Genomic DNA, 14,583 nt, shown 5'->3' with positions numbered 1-14,583 from the left:
CCGTGGCTATCGTGCTGGGCGCCATCGCCGACGACTTCACCGGGGCCACCGACCTGGCCAACAACCTGGTGCGCGGCGGCATGCGCTGCGTGCAGCTGAACGGTGTACCCGAGCTTCCGCTCGAAGCGCTGGTGGATACCTCCCGGGGTGTCGATGCCGTCGTCATCGCCTTGAAGTCCCGCTCCTGCCCGGTCGACAAGGCGGTTGCCGACTCGCTGGCGGCGCTGGCGTGGCTGCAGGCCCAAGGGGTGCGTCAGCTCTTCTTCAAGTACTGCTCCACCTTCGACTCCACCGATGAGGGCAACATCGGCCCGGTCAGCGATGCCCTGGCCGAGCGTCTTGGCGCTCGCCAGACGGTGATGGTGCCGGCCTTTCCGACCAACGGGCGAACGGTCTATCAGGGTCACCTGTTCGTCGGCGACCGGCTGCTCAACGAGTGCGGCATGCAGCACCACCCGCTCACCCCGATGCGCGATGCCGACCTGGTCCGGGTATTGGCGCGGCAGACTTCTCAGCCCGTCGGCCTGGTGCCGCGCTCGGTGATCGCACAGGGCAGCGAGGCGACTCGCCGACATCTCGACGAGCTGGCGCAGCAGGGCGTTAGCCGGGCGGTCTGCGACACCCTGGACGAAGGCGACCTGGCCACCCTGGCGGCTGCCGTGGCGGACTTTGCCCTGGTTACCGGCGGCTCCGGGCTGGGCCAGATGCTGCCGGCGCAGTATCGGCAGCGTGGCTGGCTCGATGAGCTGACAGACCCCGGGCAGCTGGCGCCCGCCTCGGGCAGTGCCCTGGTGCTGTCGGGGAGCTGTTCGACGGCAACGCTGGCCCAGGTCGATCACTTCCTGGCGCGACACCCCGGTTTCGCCCTGGACCCCCAGGCCCTGGCCGAGGGCGACGCCCACCTGGGCGAGGCGCTGGCCTTTGCCCGCCGGGCGCTGGCTGGCGGTGGCCCGGTGCTGCTCTACGCCTCTGCCGATGCCGAGCGGGTCCGGCGGGCGCAGCAGGCGCTGGGCGTCGAGCGTGCCGGCGAGCTGGTCGAGGCGGCGCTGAGCACACTTGCCAGCAGCCTGGTCGCCGAAGGGGTAGGGCGGCTGGTGGTGGCAGGTGGCGAAACGGCGGGGGCGGTGGTCTCGGCCCTGGGAGTGCGCGCCATGCGCATCGGCGAGCAGATCGCCCCGGGTGTCCCCTGGACCCAGGCCACCCTGGCCGGGCGCGAGGCGCCGCTGTCACTGGCGCTCAAGTCCGGGAACTTCGGCGACACCGATTTCTTCACCCGCGCCTTCGAGGTACTGACGACGGAGGGCGCGCCATGAGCGTGCACGACGAGAACGGCCTGCGCGAGCAGATCGCGACCCTCGGCGAATCGCTCTTCTCGCGAGGGCTGACCATGGGGTCCAGCGGCAATATCAGCGTACGGTTGGACGATGGCGGCTGGCTGATGACGCCGACCAATGCCTGCCTGGGGCGGCTCGATCCCGCCCGTATCTCGAGGCTCGACGGGCAAGGCCGGCTGCTGAGCGGCGACCGGCCCACCAAGGAGAGCTTCCTGCACATGGCGATGTATGAGGAGCGGCCCCGCTCCGGTGCCATCGTGCACCTGCACTCGACCCATTCGGTGGCGGTCTCCTGCCTGCCGCAGATCGACCCCTGCGACTGCATCCCGCCGCTGACCGCCTACTACGTGATGCGGGTGGGCAAGCTGCCCCTGGTGCCCTACCACCTACCCGGCGACCCCGCGCTGGGTGACGCGGTGCGCGGACTGGCAGGCCAGCACAGCGCGGTGCTGCTGGCCAACCATGGCCCTGTGGTGGCCGGCAAGACGCTGGAGGCGGCGGTTTACGCCACCGAGGAACTGGAAGAGACCGCCAGGCTGTTCCTGCTGCTGCGCGGGGAGAACCCGCGCTGCCTGACGCCGGAGCAGGTGGCCGAACTCGAAGCGCGCTTTCCCCGCGACTGACACGAATCCCGAGAGACGAATCCAGAATCATGAACCAGAGACACTAGCGATGACCCGACTGGCCGCCAACCTCAGCATGCTGTTTTCCGAACACGGCTTTCTCGACCGCTTCGAGGCCGCCGCCCAAGCCGGTTTTCGCGGTGTCGAGTACCTGTTTCCCTACGATCACCAACCCCAGGTGCTGGTGAGCGCACTGCGCGAGGCCGGCGTGGAGCAGGTGCTCTTCAACCTCCCCCCCGGGGATTGGGAGGCGGGGGAGCGCGGGCTGGCGAGCCTGCCGGGGCGGGAGGCGGAATTCCGCGATGCGGTCAGCGAGGCGCTGCACTACGCCGAGGTGCTGGACTGCCCGCGGGTACACGCCATGGCAGGCCTGCTGCCGGTGGATGCCGATGCCGCTACCCGGGCCCATCATCAGGCGACCTATGTGGCGAACCTGCGCTTCGCCGCCGGGGAAGCCGCCAAGGCGGGGCGGCAGGTGCTGATCGAGCCGATCAATACCCGCGACATACCGGGCTACTTCCTGTCGCGCCAGGCCCAGGCCATGGCGGTGCTCGAAGCGGTGGGGGCCGACAACCTTCACCTGCAGTTCGATCTCTATCACTGCCAGGTCATGGAGGGCGACCTGATTCGCCATCTGGAGCGGCAATTCCCGGCCATCGGCCATGTTCAGATCGCCGGTGTGCCGCAGCGCCATGAGCCCGACGTGGGCGAAGTCCATTACCCGGCGATCCTGTCGCGTCTCGAGGCGCTCGGCTACGACGGCTGGGTGGGCTGCGAGTATCGCCCCGCCGCCGGCACTCGCCAGGGGCTGGGGTGGGGGCGGGCCCACGGCCTGAAACCCGATCAATAAGGAAGCGCTGAACAAATCGCCGAGCGAGATGAAGCGCAAGGCGCACGGAGCACAGAACCGAGCGAAGCGACAAACATCCGGAGGATGGCCCCGAAGGGGCGAGAAACCGGAGGTTTCGAGTCAACCGGAGCATATGGGGTATATGTGAGGATTCCGCGCACCGCGCAACGCAGCGATTCGCTCGTGTAGGCATTTGCGCAGTGTTTCCCTAACAATGAATGCGAGGCTCATATGCATATAGCGATTACCGGCGCCGCCGGCTTTCTCGGCCAGCGGCTCGTGGCGCGGCTGCTGTCCCGTGGCACGCTGGCTGATCAGGCCATTCGCCGCCTGACGCTCATCGACATTACCGAGCCGCCGGTGGCGGCCGCCGACAGCGTCGAGGTAACGCGCCTGGCGCTGGATATCACTGAGCCGGGCGGGCTAGACCCGGTGCTGGCCACCAAGCCGGATGTGATCTATCACCTGGCGGCCGTCGTCAGCGCCGCCGCCGAGGCGGATCTGGCGCTTGGCATGCGGGTCAACTTCGATGCCACCCGGGTGTTGCTGGAGGGATGCCACGCCCACGGCCTTGCCGGGACACGCCTGGTCATGGCCAGTTCGGTGGCCGCCTACGGTGGCGAACTGCCCGAAGTGGTCGACGACATGACCGCGCTGCAGCCGCAGAACTCCTACGGTGCCCAGAAGGCCATGAGCGAGCTGCTGATCAACGACTACAGTCGACGTGGCCTGGTGGACGGCCGGGTGCTGCGCCTACCGACCATCATCATTCGACCAGGGCGCCCCAACGCGGCGGCGTCGAGCTTCGCCTCCAGCATCCTGCGCGAGCCGTTGAATGGCGAAGAGGCCGTCTGCCCGGTGCCCACTGATCTGTCGATGTTCGTGATGTCACCGCAGAAGGTGGTCGAGGCCCTGATACATGGTGCCGAGGTGCCCGGCAACGCCCTGGGTCGATTCCGCGCCTTCATGCTTCCGGGCATCACGGTGAGCGTGGCGGAGGTGCTCGAGACGCTGCGCCAGGTGGCGGGCGACGAGGCGCTCGCCCTGGTGCGCCATGAGCCCGACCCGCGCATTGTGGCCATCGTGTCCGCCTGGCCCTCCCGTTTCACCACGCGTCGCGCCCGGGAACTGGGTTTCCGGGGTGACGGCGACCTGCGTGAAATCGTCGATGCCTACCTGAAAGCGGAGGCGTGACAGCGCGCCCGTCCGAGACGGGCGCACCAGTAAACCCAACGGTGTACCACGAAGAAGAGGTAACAAAACAATGAAAACGCTATTCGCACGCCGCACTCTCTCAACCGCGATCGGAACCGTCACCGCGGCAGCATTGGCCGGCATGGCCGTCCAGGCACAGGCGGCACAGGTAATCACACTCGGCCATACGCTCTCTGCCACCTCGCACTATGCCGTCGGGGCACAGGCCTTCAAGGAGCGACTGGAGGAGCTGAGCGACGGGGCCTTTACCGTCAACGAGCATACCTCCGGCTCCCTGGGCGGCGAGCGGGAGATGATCGAGGGCCTTCAGATCGGCACCGTGGACCTGGTCATCACCTCCACCGGCCCGTTGGGTAACTTCGTGCCGGAAACCTATGTGCTGGACCTGCCCTTCCTGTTCGAGAACTACGACCAGGCGCGTTGCGTGCTCGATGGTGAGCTGGGCGACGAGCTGCTCGGCAAGATAGGGGAGCACGACCTGGTGGGCCTGGCCTGGACCGAGAACGGCTTTCGTCACCTGACCAACAGCCGGCGCGAGGTGCTCTCACCGTCGGACGCCGAGGGGCTGCGGGTTCGCACCATGGAGAACGAGGTCCATCAGGAAGCCTTTCGCCAGCTGGGCGCACGGCCCACTCCGATGGCCTTCCCGGAGCTGTTCACCGCGCTTCAGCAGGGCACCGTCGATGGCCAGGAGAACCCCATCACCGTGATCGTGGCGACCAACTTCTGGGAAGTGCAGGACCACCTGTCGCTGACCGGCCATGTCTACTCGCCGGCGATCATGCTGGGCTCGCCGATCATGTTCGACGGCCTGAGCGAGGAGGAGCAGGAGTGGTTCCGCGAGGCGGCTCGTGCTTCTGCCGAAGCCACCCGTGGCGAGGTGTCGCGCCTCGAGGAGGAGGGTGTCGCCCTGCTGGAGGAGAACGGCATGACGGTGCAGACCGACATCGATATCGGCCCTTTCCAGGAAGCGGTCCAGCCCGCCTACGAGATCTTCACGTCCCAGCACGGCAGCGAGATGCTGGAGCGCATCCAGGCCGAAGCCGGCAACTGCTGACCTTTCCCACCCCGGGCTTCCGGCATGACGCCGGGAGCCCTCTGGTCATGGTGATTTTCCAATGGTCTCGCTGTTTCTTCGCCTTGAGCGCCAGTTGACGCGCCTGGCCATGCTGGTCGCGGTGGCCATGCTGGTCGTGTCGGTGACCCTGGGGTTCTATCAGGTGCTGACCCGGTTCCTGTTCAACGCCCCCTCCACCTGGTCGGAAGTCGCCTCCAGGACGGCCATGATCTGGTGCGTATTCATGGCGGCGGCCGCCACCTTCCGGGGTGGCTACATGATGGCCGTCGAAGCCATCTACAAGATCGTGCCGCAGCGGCTGATGCTGCTGCTGGAAATCGCTATCGTCTGCTGCTGCCTGCTGGTGCTGGCGGTGCTGATCCATTTCGGCATCCAGATGACGATGCGCGTCAGCAACCAGACGATGTCGGGCATGAACATTTCCATGTCCTGGGCCTATGCGGCCATTCCCACCGGTGCCGGCTTCGCCATCGTCGCGGTGGTGGCACGCATCCTCGCCCAGATCACCGGTCGCGAGATGATCGGCCCCGAGGGGCGCGAAGCCAGCCCCGAGCTGGAGTCCCCCGGTGTGCAAAAGGCCCGGAAGGTCGTCGGCTCCGAGATGACGCCAGATGGCTCCCGCCCGGAAGGACCCCAGCCATGAATCTGGTCATCGGGCTGTCGCTGATCATTCTCTTCGCCTTCGGCGTGCCGATCGCGGTCTCCATCGTCCTGGCCTCGATCATCGGCATCGAGTTCTTCTCCCGGCTGCCGCTGCTGCTGGTACCCCAGCAGATGTTCATCGGCATCGACAAGTTCCCGCTGATGGCGATCCCGTTCTTCATCCTGGCGGGTAACCTGATGGCGGCGGGCGGCATCTCCCGGCGCCTGGTGGACCTGGCCAAGTCCATCGTCGGCGGCATCCAGGGTGGCCTGGCCATGACCTGCGTGCTGACCTGCATGATGTTTGCCGCGGTGTCGGGTTCCAGCGTCGCCACCACCTTCGCCATCGGCGCGATCCTGATACCGGCGATGGTCAGGCATGGCTACCCCAAGCCCCTGGCGGCCTCGATCCAGGCCTCCTCCGCGGAGCTTGGCGTGCTGATACCGCCATCGATTCCCCTGATCCTGTTCGGCGTCAGCACCGACACCTCCATCGGCCAGCTGTTCCTCGCCGGCATCGGCCCCGGCATCCTGATCGGCTGCGCCTTGATCCTGTTCCTCTACCTGTTCTGCAAGGTGCGGGGCTACGGCCTCGATGACCACAAGGACAGCACCAGTTTCATGATCTCGTTCAAGCGTGCCTGGGCGGCACTGCTGATGCCGGTGGTGGTGATCGGCGGCATCTACGGCGGGGTGTTCACCCCCACCGAGGCGTCGGCGGTGGCGGTGTTCTATGCGCTGATCGTCGGTGGTTTCTACTACCGCGAGCTGAAGCTGGACGACCTGTGGCCGATCCTGCGGCAGAGCGTCATCTCCACCGCGGCGGTGATGCTGATCATTGCGGCGGCCTCGCTGTTCAGCTTCCTGCTCAGCCGCACCGGCCTGCCGTCCCAGATCGCCGGCTGGGTGACCGAGGTGTTCGACAGCCCCATGGCGTTTCTGCTGGCAGTCAATGTACTGCTGCTGCTGGTGGGCATGTTCATCGAGACCTCGGCGGCCATCCTGGTGCTGGCGCCCATCCTGACGCCCATTGCCATCCAGTTCGGGGTTCATCCCGTGCACTTCGGCTTGATCATGGTGGTGAACCTGGCCCTGGGGATGATCACGCCGCCGCTGGGGGTGAACCTGTTTGCCGCCTGCGCGGTGGCCAGGATCACCATCGACGAGATGCTGCCCTGGCTGGTGCGCTTCGTGCTGGTGGTGCTCGCCTGCCTGGTGGCGATCACCTACATGCCCTGGATCTCCATGGGACTGGTACGGCTGGTCTATTGAATAGCGAACAACAACAAGGAAATCGTGATGTCATTCTTACCTGTCATGCCCCCCAGCGATGCGCTTATTGCCGGTGAATGGGTCGCCACGAGAGAGCGGCTGGACGTACAGGCCCCCTCCAGCGGCGAGGTGATCGCAGAGATTGCCCGCAGTCAGTCGTGGGAGGTCGAGACAGCGGTCGTCGCCGCCCGCGGCGCCTTTGTCGGCGAGCTGGGCGATTGGGCCTCCTGGACGGCCCGACGACGCAGTGAATGGCTGCTCGCCTTCGCCGCGGTGATCGAGGCCGATCACGCCAATCTGGCGGCACTCGAGTGCGCCGATACCGGCAAGCCGATGACCCAGGCCCGGGGCGATATCACGGCCTGCGCCCGCTACTTCCGCTTCTATGGCGGGGCAGCCGACAAGCTGCACGGCGAGACCATTCCCTTCGAGAACGACTTTGCGGTGATGACCCTGCGCGAACCCTATGGGGTCTGCGCGCAGATCATTCCCTGGAACTATCCCGCCCAGATCTTCGGGCGCTGCGTGGCGGCGGCACTGGCGGCCGGCAATACCGTGGTGCTCAAGCCGGCCGAGGATGCCTGCCTCAGCGGCCTGCGCCTGGCTCAGCTGGCCTACGAGAACGGACTGCCGCCCGGGGTGCTCAATGTGGTGCCCGGGCTTGGCCGGGAGGCGGGTGCCGCCCTGGCGGCTCACCCCGGCATCGACCACCTTTCCTTTACCGGCTCGCCGGAAACGGGAACCCAGGTGGCCCAGGCCGCCGCCGTTCATCATGTGCCGGTGACCATGGAGTTGGGCGGCAAGTCGCCGCAGGTCGTCTTCGCCGATGCCGACATGGAGGCCGCGCTGGAGGCGGTGGTGCGCGGCATCGTCCAGAACGCCGGCCAGACCTGCTCGGCGGGCAGTCGCCTGCTGGTGGAGGCGAGCTGCGCCGAGGCCGTGCTGGGCGCGCTGGTCGAACGCTTCTCGGCGCTGCGCTGCGACGCCGGCGAGGCGGATGCCGACTGCGGCCCGTTGATCAACGCCCGCCAGAAGGCGAAGCTGGAGGCACGGCTGGCGGCGGCGGCCGAGGACGGTATCCGCGTGGCGGCGAAGGGGCAGCTGGCCGCTGGCGCCCCGGATGGCGGCCATTTCGTGGTACCGCAAATCCTCGCGGAGATTCCCCACGGCCATGAGGTACTCCGGGAGGAGCTGTTCGGCCCGGTGCTGGCGGTGCAGACCTTTGCCGACGAGGCCGAGGCGCTACGGCTGGCCAATGCCACCGACTTCGGCCTCTGTGCCGGCATCTGGACAGGCGACGGCGGACGACAGCTGCGCCTGGCCAGGGGGATCCGCAGCGGCCAGGTATTCATCAACAACTACGGCGCGGGGGGTGGCATCGAGCTGCCCTTCGGCGGTGTCGGTCGCTCCGGGCATGGCCGGGAGAAGGGATTCGAAGGCCTGAAGAGCTACACCCGGCTCAAGACCGTGGCTATCAAGCACGGCTGAATCAAGCACGGCTGAGCGAGCCGCCGGTCCGCGATTCACGGTGAGATGAACCAGAGGAGCAATAGGATGAGTCAGCTATTTCGAGTCGGCCTGGTGGGCGTGGGCCTGATGGGCCACGGTATCGCCGCGAACATCCTGAAAAGAGGGCATACGCTCTGCTTTCTCGACCACCCCGGCAACCAGCCCGTGGACGACCTGCGCGCCGCCGGGGCCACCGCGAAGGCTAGCGGCCGCGAGGTGGCCGAGGCCGCTGATGTGGTCATTCTCTGCGTGACCGGCTCGCCCCAGGTGGAAGCGGTGCTGTTCGAGCCCGGCGGGGTGCTGGAAGGGCTGCGGGCGGGCTGCGTGGTTGTCGACTGCTCCACGGCGCTGCCCAGCTCCACCGAGCGAGTGGCCGCCCGGGTGGAGGCGGCCGGCGGGCGCTTCATGGATGCCGCCATGACCCGCACCCCCAAGGAGGCGGAGGAGGGCCGGTTGAACCTCATCGTCGGCGCACCGGAGGCGCTGTTCCAGGAGGTGCAACCGCTGCTCGAGTGCTTTGCCGAGAACATCGCCCATGCCGGCCAGGTTGGCGCCGGCCATACCCTCAAGCTGCTGCACAACTTCGTCTCGCTGGGCTTCACCGCGGTGCTGGCCGAGGCCGCCGCGGCGTCACGGCGGGCCGGTATCGACGACGCTGCCTTCCTCGACGTGCTGGGCAAGGGCGGCGGTGGCGGAGTGATCCTGGAGCGCCTGCGGCCCTACATCGCCGATGGCGACGCCTCCGGTTTTCGCTTCAGCGTGGCCAACGGCCTCAAGGATATCGGCTACTACCGCACCATGACCGAAGACCTCGACGCCCAGTGCGGCGTGGCCGATGCGGTGCTGGCGCTCTACCAGTCGATCAGCGATGCTGGCCATGGCGACCTGCCTGTGCCGGAACTGGTTGGCCTGCTGGGGCAGTCACAGGGCTGATAACTTCAAGTACAAGGCCGATGCCGCCAGAGCGACTTTGCTTGCAACTGGGGCTGAACAGCATGAGACCAAATGAACCATGACACAAAATGATGATGTAACCGAGCGTGCGTCCAGCCTGCTCGAACAAGCCTGGCTCAGTGGGGTAGCCCTCGATGGCCTGCCGGATTCATGCCGACCAGCCGAACAGGGGCAGGCCTACCGTATTCAACAACGGTTGGTTGAACGACTTGGCGAGCGGGGCGGCTGGAAGGTCGGTGCGCCATCTCCGGATGGCCTTGCACATTACTCGGCACTCCCTGCGCGATTCATTCTTGATGATAATTCGCGTTGTCGTCTGGATGACTTCAACCATGGCAATCTCGAGGTAGAGCTGGCTTTCCTGCTTGGTCGAGATCTACCCGCTCGTGATACCGCTTATACCCGTGAAGAGGTGATCGATGCCGTGGCATCCGTGCATGCGGTGATCGAGATTGTCGATTCACGGTTTCGTGATTGGCCAAACGGTGCCGACAAGCTCAGCCAACTCGCCGATCTGCAGAACTTTGGCCGGTTGATCGTTGGTGAGGGAGTAAGGCAGTGGAAGGCGCTGGACCTACCGTGCTTGCCGGTTTCGCTCAGCCTGGATGAAGAGCGGGTGATCTCTGTCAATGGCGGTAATCCGGCCGACGACCCTTTGGCACTGCTGGTCTGGCTGGCCAATGACCTGCCGGCGAAGGGGCAATCGCTTTACTCCGGCGACATCGTCACCTGTGGTTCCTGTACTGGCAAGAGGTCGGTAAACAAGGCGGTAAGGGTCACGGGACATTTCGAGGGAGTCGGAAAAGTTAAGGTCAATCTGTGTTGAATCGTTGGTAATCGCCATGGCCCAGCGGGCCGTCGACAATGTCTGTCAAACCTTGAGCGGGCAGGAGCCCGTGAGCCCGATTAATCTGGCCGCGTGGCGTCGTTAGCGCCAGTTCCATGACGCGCCAGCGGCTGCTGACGGAAGTAGCGTGTCAGCAGATCGTACAGGGCCGGGTAGGCCTCGTGGAGGATATCGGGCGCGGTAAAGAAGTACTCGCAGCACACAGCGAAGCACTCCCCGGGGTGGCTGGCGGCGTAGTCGTCGATGGGCGTGGGCTCCTCGCGTTCGAGGTGCGCCTGCAGGTCGTCCCATACGCCAATAAAGACGCGGTGCCACTCCTTCGAGTCGATGTCCCGGGGCAGCGGCGGGAAGCCGTCGACGTCCAGCGAGTTGCCCAGGTCGAGCTTGTGGGCGAGCTCATGGATCACCACGTTGAAGCCGTCGAGTCCGCCGCTCTCCATCAGGTCGGGAAAGGCGAGCACCACCGGCCCTTGGGACGAGGTCTCGCCGGCTCGCTCGTCCACGTACTCGTGCATCACGCCGAACTCGTCCATTTCTTCCACATGGCGGCGGAACGACTCGGGCAGGATCAACAGTTCGTGAACCCCACTGAAGGCGTCGACGTGGTCGTCGAAAGGCCAGCCCAGGGTCAGCAGGCAGGCCTGGGCGGCGAGTGCCAGCTGCGCCGGCAGGTCGAACGGTGTCTGCCCGGCTAGCTCGGGGTGCAGGCTCAGCCGCTTGAGGTGCAGGAAGTGCCAGGCGCGCCGGCCCAGGCGTTCGGCCTCGTCATCGCCCAGCGCCGCCAGCAGCGGTAGGCGTGAACGGGCCTCGGCCCACGCCGCTTCGGGGAAGGGATAGCGCGAGGCGAAGCGCTCGGCTCGCCAGCGGCGAAGGCGACCGAACATGGCCTCAGTTCTCCTCGGGGTTGCCCGGGGTCAGGCTGCCGGACTTCCACGACCAGTCGCGCCAGCGCAGGTCGAACAGGTCCTTGCGCCGATCCTTGAGGTTGGTTACCGAACCTTCGGCGCGCACCACGGTGAGCCGGGTCAGGTCCAGGTCCGAGAACATGATCATCTCGGTATTGGGGGTGGTCTCGGAGAGCACCGCATCGTGGGGAAAGGCGAAGTCGGAGGGCGAGAAGACCGACGACTGGGCGTACTGGATGTCGAGGTTCTTGATGGAAGGGACGTTGCCCACGCTTCCACACAGAACGACGTAGCACTCGTTCTCGATGGCCCGGGCCTGGGCGCAGTGTCGCACCCGCAGGTAACCGTTCTTGGTATCGGTCCAGAAGGGCACGAAGAGGATGTCCATATCCTGGTCGGCCAGCAGTCGGCCAAGCTCGGGGAACTCCACGTCATAGCAGATCAGGATGCCCACCCGGCCGGCATCGGTCTCGAAAACGCGCAGCTCGTCGCCGCCCTCGATCACCCAGTCGCGCCGCTCCTGAGGAGTGATGTGCAGCTTGGCCTGGCGCTCAACGTCCCCGTCCCGATGGAAAAGGTAGGCGATGTTGTAGAGCCGGTCGTCCTCGCCGACTTCGATCATCGAGCCGCCGACGATATTGATGTTGTAGGAAACCGCCATGCGCGAAAGCTCGGTCTTGAAGCGCTCGGTGAAACCGGCCAGGAAGCGAACTGCGACCATCTGGTCGAGTTGGGCGGCGCGATCCTGCAGCCCCATCAGCGGGGCGGTGAAGAGCTCGGGAAAGACCGCGAAGTCGCTCTGGTAGCTGGAGAGGGCATCGACGAAGTACTCGATCTGCTGCAGCACCGCCTCTACCGAGGACAACTCGCGCATCTGCCATTGCACCGCGCCTACCCGCACTTGGGTGGGGCGGCTCTCGAGCACCCTGTCTGCCGGCTCGAAAAGGATATTGTTCCACTCGAGCAAGGTGGCGTAGCCCAAGGATTTCTCGTCCTCGGGCAGGTACTTGCGCAGCAAGCGTTTGACCAGGAAGTCGTTGGCCAGTTGGAACGACAGGATCGAGTCGTGGATCTCCTTGCGCGCCACCTTATCGAGGTACTCCGCCGGGGAAAGCTCCTTGGCGTGGGCTTGATACTGGGGGATGCGCCCGCCGGCGAGAATCGCGCGTAGGTTGAGCGAGCGACACAGCTCCTTGCGCGCCTCGTAGAGGCGGCGTCCCAGGCGATAGCCGCGATAGTCGGGATGGATCAGCACGTCGAGCCCGTACATGGCGTCGCCTTCCGGCTCGTTGAGGATGGTTTCGCGCTTGCCGATCAGGTCATCGTACTTGTGCGGATTGGAGAAGGTGTCGTAATCCACCAAGGCGGTCAGGGCCACGCCGACGATGGTCTCGTCATCCTCGATGACGATCTGACCGTCGGGAAACTCCTTGATCAACTTGTTGATGGTGGCCTTAGGCCAGGCGCCGCCGATGTCGTCATAGACCCGGTCCATCAGTGTCTTGAGCTGTGGATAGTCGTTCTGCGTCAGGTTGCGCAGGTTCAGATGCAAGTCGTCTAGGGACATGGCGCGTCGGATCCTGTCAGGGTGAAAGACGAAGTCTAGCATGGTCCTGGCGTCAGCCGCGGCCGGCGCCGGCAGCGGGCTCGAAGGCAAGCCCGATGGTCAGCCACGATGGCGATGCTGAGCAAGATAGCGGCGCTGACGGTGGCCCAGTTGACGCCGGTTTCGGGCGCCGAGAAGATGCCGAGCCCACTTGCCCCGCTACTGGTCGCCTTCCTGCTGTTCCAGCGCCAGTTCGTGCAGTCGTTCCTGCGGGCGGGCATTCGCTGAGCGCGTCGAGCGACTACACTCGGCGTGAGTCCATCAGCGAAGGAGGAGAGCCATGAGTCAGGGACGCACGGACGAGAGTGGCAAGACCGCTCGGCTTTACCGCATGGTCATGGAAGAGCACCTGTGCCCATTCGGGCTTAAAAGCAAGGACCTGCTGGAGCGCAAGGGATACGATCTCGAAGATCATCACCTGACCACGCGGGAGGAAACGGATGCCTTCAAGGAGGAGCACGGCGTTGGCACGACCCCCCAGGCCTTCATCGATGGCCAGCGCATCGGCGGTTACGACGAGCTGCGCGAGTACTTCGGCCTGGATTCACCAGGCGAGGACGAGAGCACCTATCAACCGGTGATCGCGCTTTTTATCACGGCCCTGCTGATGGGGCTTGCCGTCAGTTGGACCGCGACAGGCTCCCTGCTTAGCCCCAGGATGCCGGAATATTTCGTGGCCATCGCCATGGCCCTGCTGGGGCTACAGAAGCTCAAGGATGTGGAGAGCTTCAGCACGATGTTTCTCAACTACGACCTGCTGGCCCAGCGCCATGTGCGCTATGGCTATGTCTATCCTTATGCCGAGACGCTGGCGGGCATCCTGATGCTGGCGGGTGCCTTGGTATGGTTCGCTGCCCCATTGGCGCTGTTCGTCGGTACGGTGGGCGCCGTCTCGGTGTTCAAGGCGGTCTATGTCGACAAGCGAGAGCTCAAGTGTGCCTGCGTGGGCGGCGACAGCAACGTGCCGCTGGGCTTCGTGTCGTTGACCGAAAACCTGATCATGGTCGGCATGGGTATCTGGATGCCGTTGCGGATGTATGTTCTTTAGTGAAACTCTGCTGTGTATAGGTACCAAGGGGAGCGCCGAAAGGCGGGCCGTTTTCAATCAGTACTTCAACGCATAGCCCAGCGTTCCATGCTCTCCCTGGGGTACTGGGTGGAGCGTTCCGTCGGCGACTCCTCGCTTGGCATGTCCACGCCACGCCAGGCGAAAAAGCGGTAATGCCGGCTACCCACGCTGGCGTTCGCGCCCCCGGCCTGGAAACTCAGCGCCTGATCATCATCATGACGATCATGAATGCCATAGCGGAACAGATACGCCACGCCGGGGCTGTGCTCGAACGTCGCTTCCATCGCGTGACGCGCCGACTCTCCGCTGACGCGGGCCATCCACAGCTCCGCCCACTTACCCTCGGTCGCCAGGTGCCGCTGGGCATGTCGGGCAATTTCGTTGGCACCCGCATGGTGTTGGCCGTTGAGAGCCCGAGCTTCACGGTCGACCTCCTTCAGCCAGCCCCACTGTGCTTCCAGATCCCCCAGTGCCTGCTCTGCCTCTTCGGCGGTGGCGACGATATCCCCCCAGTCGGCCGCTCGGGTCAACGAGGCAGAGGGAACACCCAGCACACCGCTCGGCGTAGGCCCCGGCCAGCGAAGGCAGCGTATGGCCATCTATCACATCGTCGATTTCAAAGTATTGAGCGTTCAAAATATCGCGTTCACGCAGTGATTCCAGGCTGGGCACCGGCACG

The 14,583-nt window shown here is 65.4% G+C and carries 14 protein-coding genes and 1 pseudogene; 11 read left to right on the top strand and 4 right to left on the bottom strand.

Annotated elements, in window-relative coordinates:
- Positions 1 to 2 precede the first annotated feature (2 nt).
- The 10 genes from otnK to DU490_RS09460 all read left to right on the top strand — a co-directional run bounded on the left by otnK (position 3) and on the right by DU490_RS09460 (position 10,303).
- Positions 3 to 1,313, top strand: coding sequence for a 3-oxo-tetronate kinase (gene otnK / locus DU490_RS09505; RefSeq protein ID WP_114574064.1), 1,311 nt, complete (start codon positions 3 to 5; stop codon positions 1,311 to 1,313).
- Entirely contained in the window at positions 1,310 to 1,957 is a 648-nt protein-coding gene (otnC, locus tag DU490_RS09500) for a 3-oxo-tetronate 4-phosphate decarboxylase (RefSeq protein ID WP_114476985.1), read from the top strand. Before otnK ends, otnC begins: the two co-directional genes overlap by 4 nt.
- 49 nt (positions 1,958 to 2,006) lie before the next feature.
- Entirely contained in the window at positions 2,007 to 2,807 is an 801-nt protein-coding gene (gene otnI, locus DU490_RS09495) for a 2-oxo-tetronate isomerase (RefSeq protein WP_114574063.1), read from the top strand.
- Positions 2,808 to 3,038: 231 nt separating this feature from the next.
- Positions 3,039 to 4,001 carry a D-erythronate dehydrogenase gene (gene denD, locus DU490_RS09490; protein WP_114574062.1) on the top strand — a complete coding sequence of 321 codons (963 nt, stop codon included), beginning with the start codon at positions 3,039 to 3,041 and terminating at the stop codon, positions 3,999 to 4,001.
- Between the two features lie 70 nt (positions 4,002 to 4,071).
- Positions 4,072 to 5,079: a TRAP transporter substrate-binding protein gene (locus DU490_RS09485; protein ID WP_114574061.1), complete on the top strand. Its 1,008-nt coding sequence runs from the start codon at positions 4,072 to 4,074 to the stop codon at positions 5,077 to 5,079.
- 61 nt (positions 5,080 to 5,140) lie between these two features.
- A complete protein-coding gene (locus DU490_RS09480) occupies positions 5,141 to 5,743 on the top strand; it encodes a TRAP transporter small permease (RefSeq protein ID WP_114574060.1) in 603 nt (200 codons plus the stop codon).
- Positions 5,740 to 7,014, top strand: a complete 1,275-nt coding sequence (locus DU490_RS09475; protein WP_114574059.1) for a TRAP transporter large permease — start codon at positions 5,740 to 5,742, stop codon at positions 7,012 to 7,014. Before DU490_RS09480 ends, DU490_RS09475 begins: the two co-directional genes overlap by 4 nt.
- Positions 7,015 to 7,041: 27 nt before the next feature.
- Positions 7,042 to 8,502: an aldehyde dehydrogenase family protein gene (locus DU490_RS09470; protein WP_114574058.1), complete on the top strand. Its 1,461-nt coding sequence runs from the start codon at positions 7,042 to 7,044 to the stop codon at positions 8,500 to 8,502.
- Between the two features lie 66 nt (positions 8,503 to 8,568).
- On the top strand, positions 8,569 to 9,456 hold the full coding sequence (locus DU490_RS09465) for an NAD(P)-dependent oxidoreductase (protein ID WP_114574057.1): 888 nt from the start codon (positions 8,569 to 8,571) through the stop codon (positions 9,454 to 9,456).
- A 79-nt stretch (positions 9,457 to 9,535) separates the two neighbouring features.
- Positions 9,536 to 10,303 (top strand): 2-keto-4-pentenoate hydratase, encoded by a 768-nt coding sequence (locus tag DU490_RS09460; protein ID WP_114574056.1) that lies wholly within the window; start codon positions 9,536 to 9,538, stop codon positions 10,301 to 10,303.
- Positions 10,304 to 10,383: 80 nt separating this feature from the next.
- Here DU490_RS09460 and DU490_RS09455 read toward each other — a convergent pair whose 3' ends face one another.
- The 3 genes and pseudogenes from DU490_RS09455 to DU490_RS17580 all read right to left on the bottom strand — a co-directional run.
- The gene (locus tag DU490_RS09455; protein WP_114574055.1) at positions 10,384 to 11,208 is read right to left on the bottom strand and encodes a zinc-dependent peptidase; all 825 of its coding nucleotides are present in this window, start codon (positions 11,206 to 11,208) and stop codon (positions 10,384 to 10,386) included.
- A 4-nt stretch (positions 11,209 to 11,212) separates the two neighbouring features.
- On the bottom strand, positions 11,213 to 12,796 hold the full coding sequence (locus DU490_RS09450) for a bifunctional GNAT family N-acetyltransferase/carbon-nitrogen hydrolase family protein (RefSeq protein WP_114574054.1): 1,584 nt from the start codon (positions 12,794 to 12,796) through the stop codon (positions 11,213 to 11,215).
- Positions 12,797 to 12,906: 110 nt separating this feature from the next.
- Positions 12,907 to 12,984 (bottom strand): annotated as a pseudogene (locus DU490_RS17580) (carbohydrate ABC transporter permease); the annotation flags it as partial.
- A gap of 131 nt (positions 12,985 to 13,115) precedes the next feature.
- Here DU490_RS17580 and DU490_RS09440 point away from each other — a divergent pair.
- A complete protein-coding gene (locus DU490_RS09440) occupies positions 13,116 to 13,883 on the top strand; it encodes a MauE/DoxX family redox-associated membrane protein (RefSeq protein ID WP_220270475.1) in 768 nt (255 codons plus the stop codon).
- A 65-nt stretch (positions 13,884 to 13,948) separates the two neighbouring features.
- Here the strand turns inward: DU490_RS09440 and DU490_RS09435 are convergent, their stop codons facing one another.
- The gene (locus DU490_RS09435; RefSeq protein ID WP_114574053.1) at positions 13,949 to 14,503 is read right to left on the bottom strand and encodes a hypothetical protein; all 555 of its coding nucleotides are present in this window, start codon (positions 14,501 to 14,503) and stop codon (positions 13,949 to 13,951) included.
- Between the last annotated feature and the right edge of the window lie 80 nt (positions 14,504 to 14,583).

The sequence above is a fragment of the Halomonas sp. DQ26W genome (genome assembly GCF_003339685.1).
Taxonomy (GTDB): Bacteria; Pseudomonadota; Gammaproteobacteria; order Pseudomonadales; family Halomonadaceae; genus Halomonas.
The sequence above is the reverse complement of the archived record's forward strand: the minus strand, read 5'-3'. Positions and strand labels throughout refer to the sequence as shown.

What these genes read in the sequence shown, in the direction of transcription:
- DU490_RS09485 (WP_114574061.1), top strand. Translation starts at nt 4,072, where the DNA reads ATGAAAACGCTATTCGCACGCCGCACTCTCTCAACCGCGATCGGAACC.
- DU490_RS09470 (WP_114574058.1), top strand. Translation starts at nt 7,042, where the DNA reads ATGTCATTCTTACCTGTCATGCCCCCCAGCGATGCGCTTATTGCCGGT.
- DU490_RS09450 (WP_114574054.1), bottom strand. Translation starts at nt 12,796, where the DNA reads ATGTCCCTAGACGACTTGCATCTGAACCTGCGCAACCTGACGCAGAAC.
- DU490_RS09465 (WP_114574057.1), top strand. Translation starts at nt 8,569, where the DNA reads ATGAGTCAGCTATTTCGAGTCGGCCTGGTGGGCGTGGGCCTGATGGGC.
- DU490_RS09435 (WP_114574053.1), bottom strand. Translation starts at nt 14,503, where the DNA reads ATGGCCATACGCTGCCTTCGCTGGCCGGGGCCTACGCCGAGCGGTGTG.
- DU490_RS09440 (WP_220270475.1), top strand. Translation starts at nt 13,116, where the DNA reads ATGAGTCAGGGACGCACGGACGAGAGTGGCAAGACCGCTCGGCTTTAC.
- otnC (WP_114476985.1), top strand. Translation starts at nt 1,310, where the DNA reads ATGAGCGTGCACGACGAGAACGGCCTGCGCGAGCAGATCGCGACCCTC.
- DU490_RS09475 (WP_114574059.1), top strand. Translation starts at nt 5,740, where the DNA reads ATGAATCTGGTCATCGGGCTGTCGCTGATCATTCTCTTCGCCTTCGGC.
- DU490_RS09480 (WP_114574060.1), top strand. Translation starts at nt 5,141, where the DNA reads ATGGTCTCGCTGTTTCTTCGCCTTGAGCGCCAGTTGACGCGCCTGGCC.
- denD (WP_114574062.1), top strand. Translation starts at nt 3,039, where the DNA reads ATGCATATAGCGATTACCGGCGCCGCCGGCTTTCTCGGCCAGCGGCTC.
- otnI (WP_114574063.1), top strand. Translation starts at nt 2,007, where the DNA reads ATGACCCGACTGGCCGCCAACCTCAGCATGCTGTTTTCCGAACACGGC.
- DU490_RS09455 (WP_114574055.1), bottom strand. Translation starts at nt 11,208, where the DNA reads ATGTTCGGTCGCCTTCGCCGCTGGCGAGCCGAGCGCTTCGCCTCGCGC.
- DU490_RS09460 (WP_114574056.1), top strand. Translation starts at nt 9,536, where the DNA reads ATGACACAAAATGATGATGTAACCGAGCGTGCGTCCAGCCTGCTCGAA.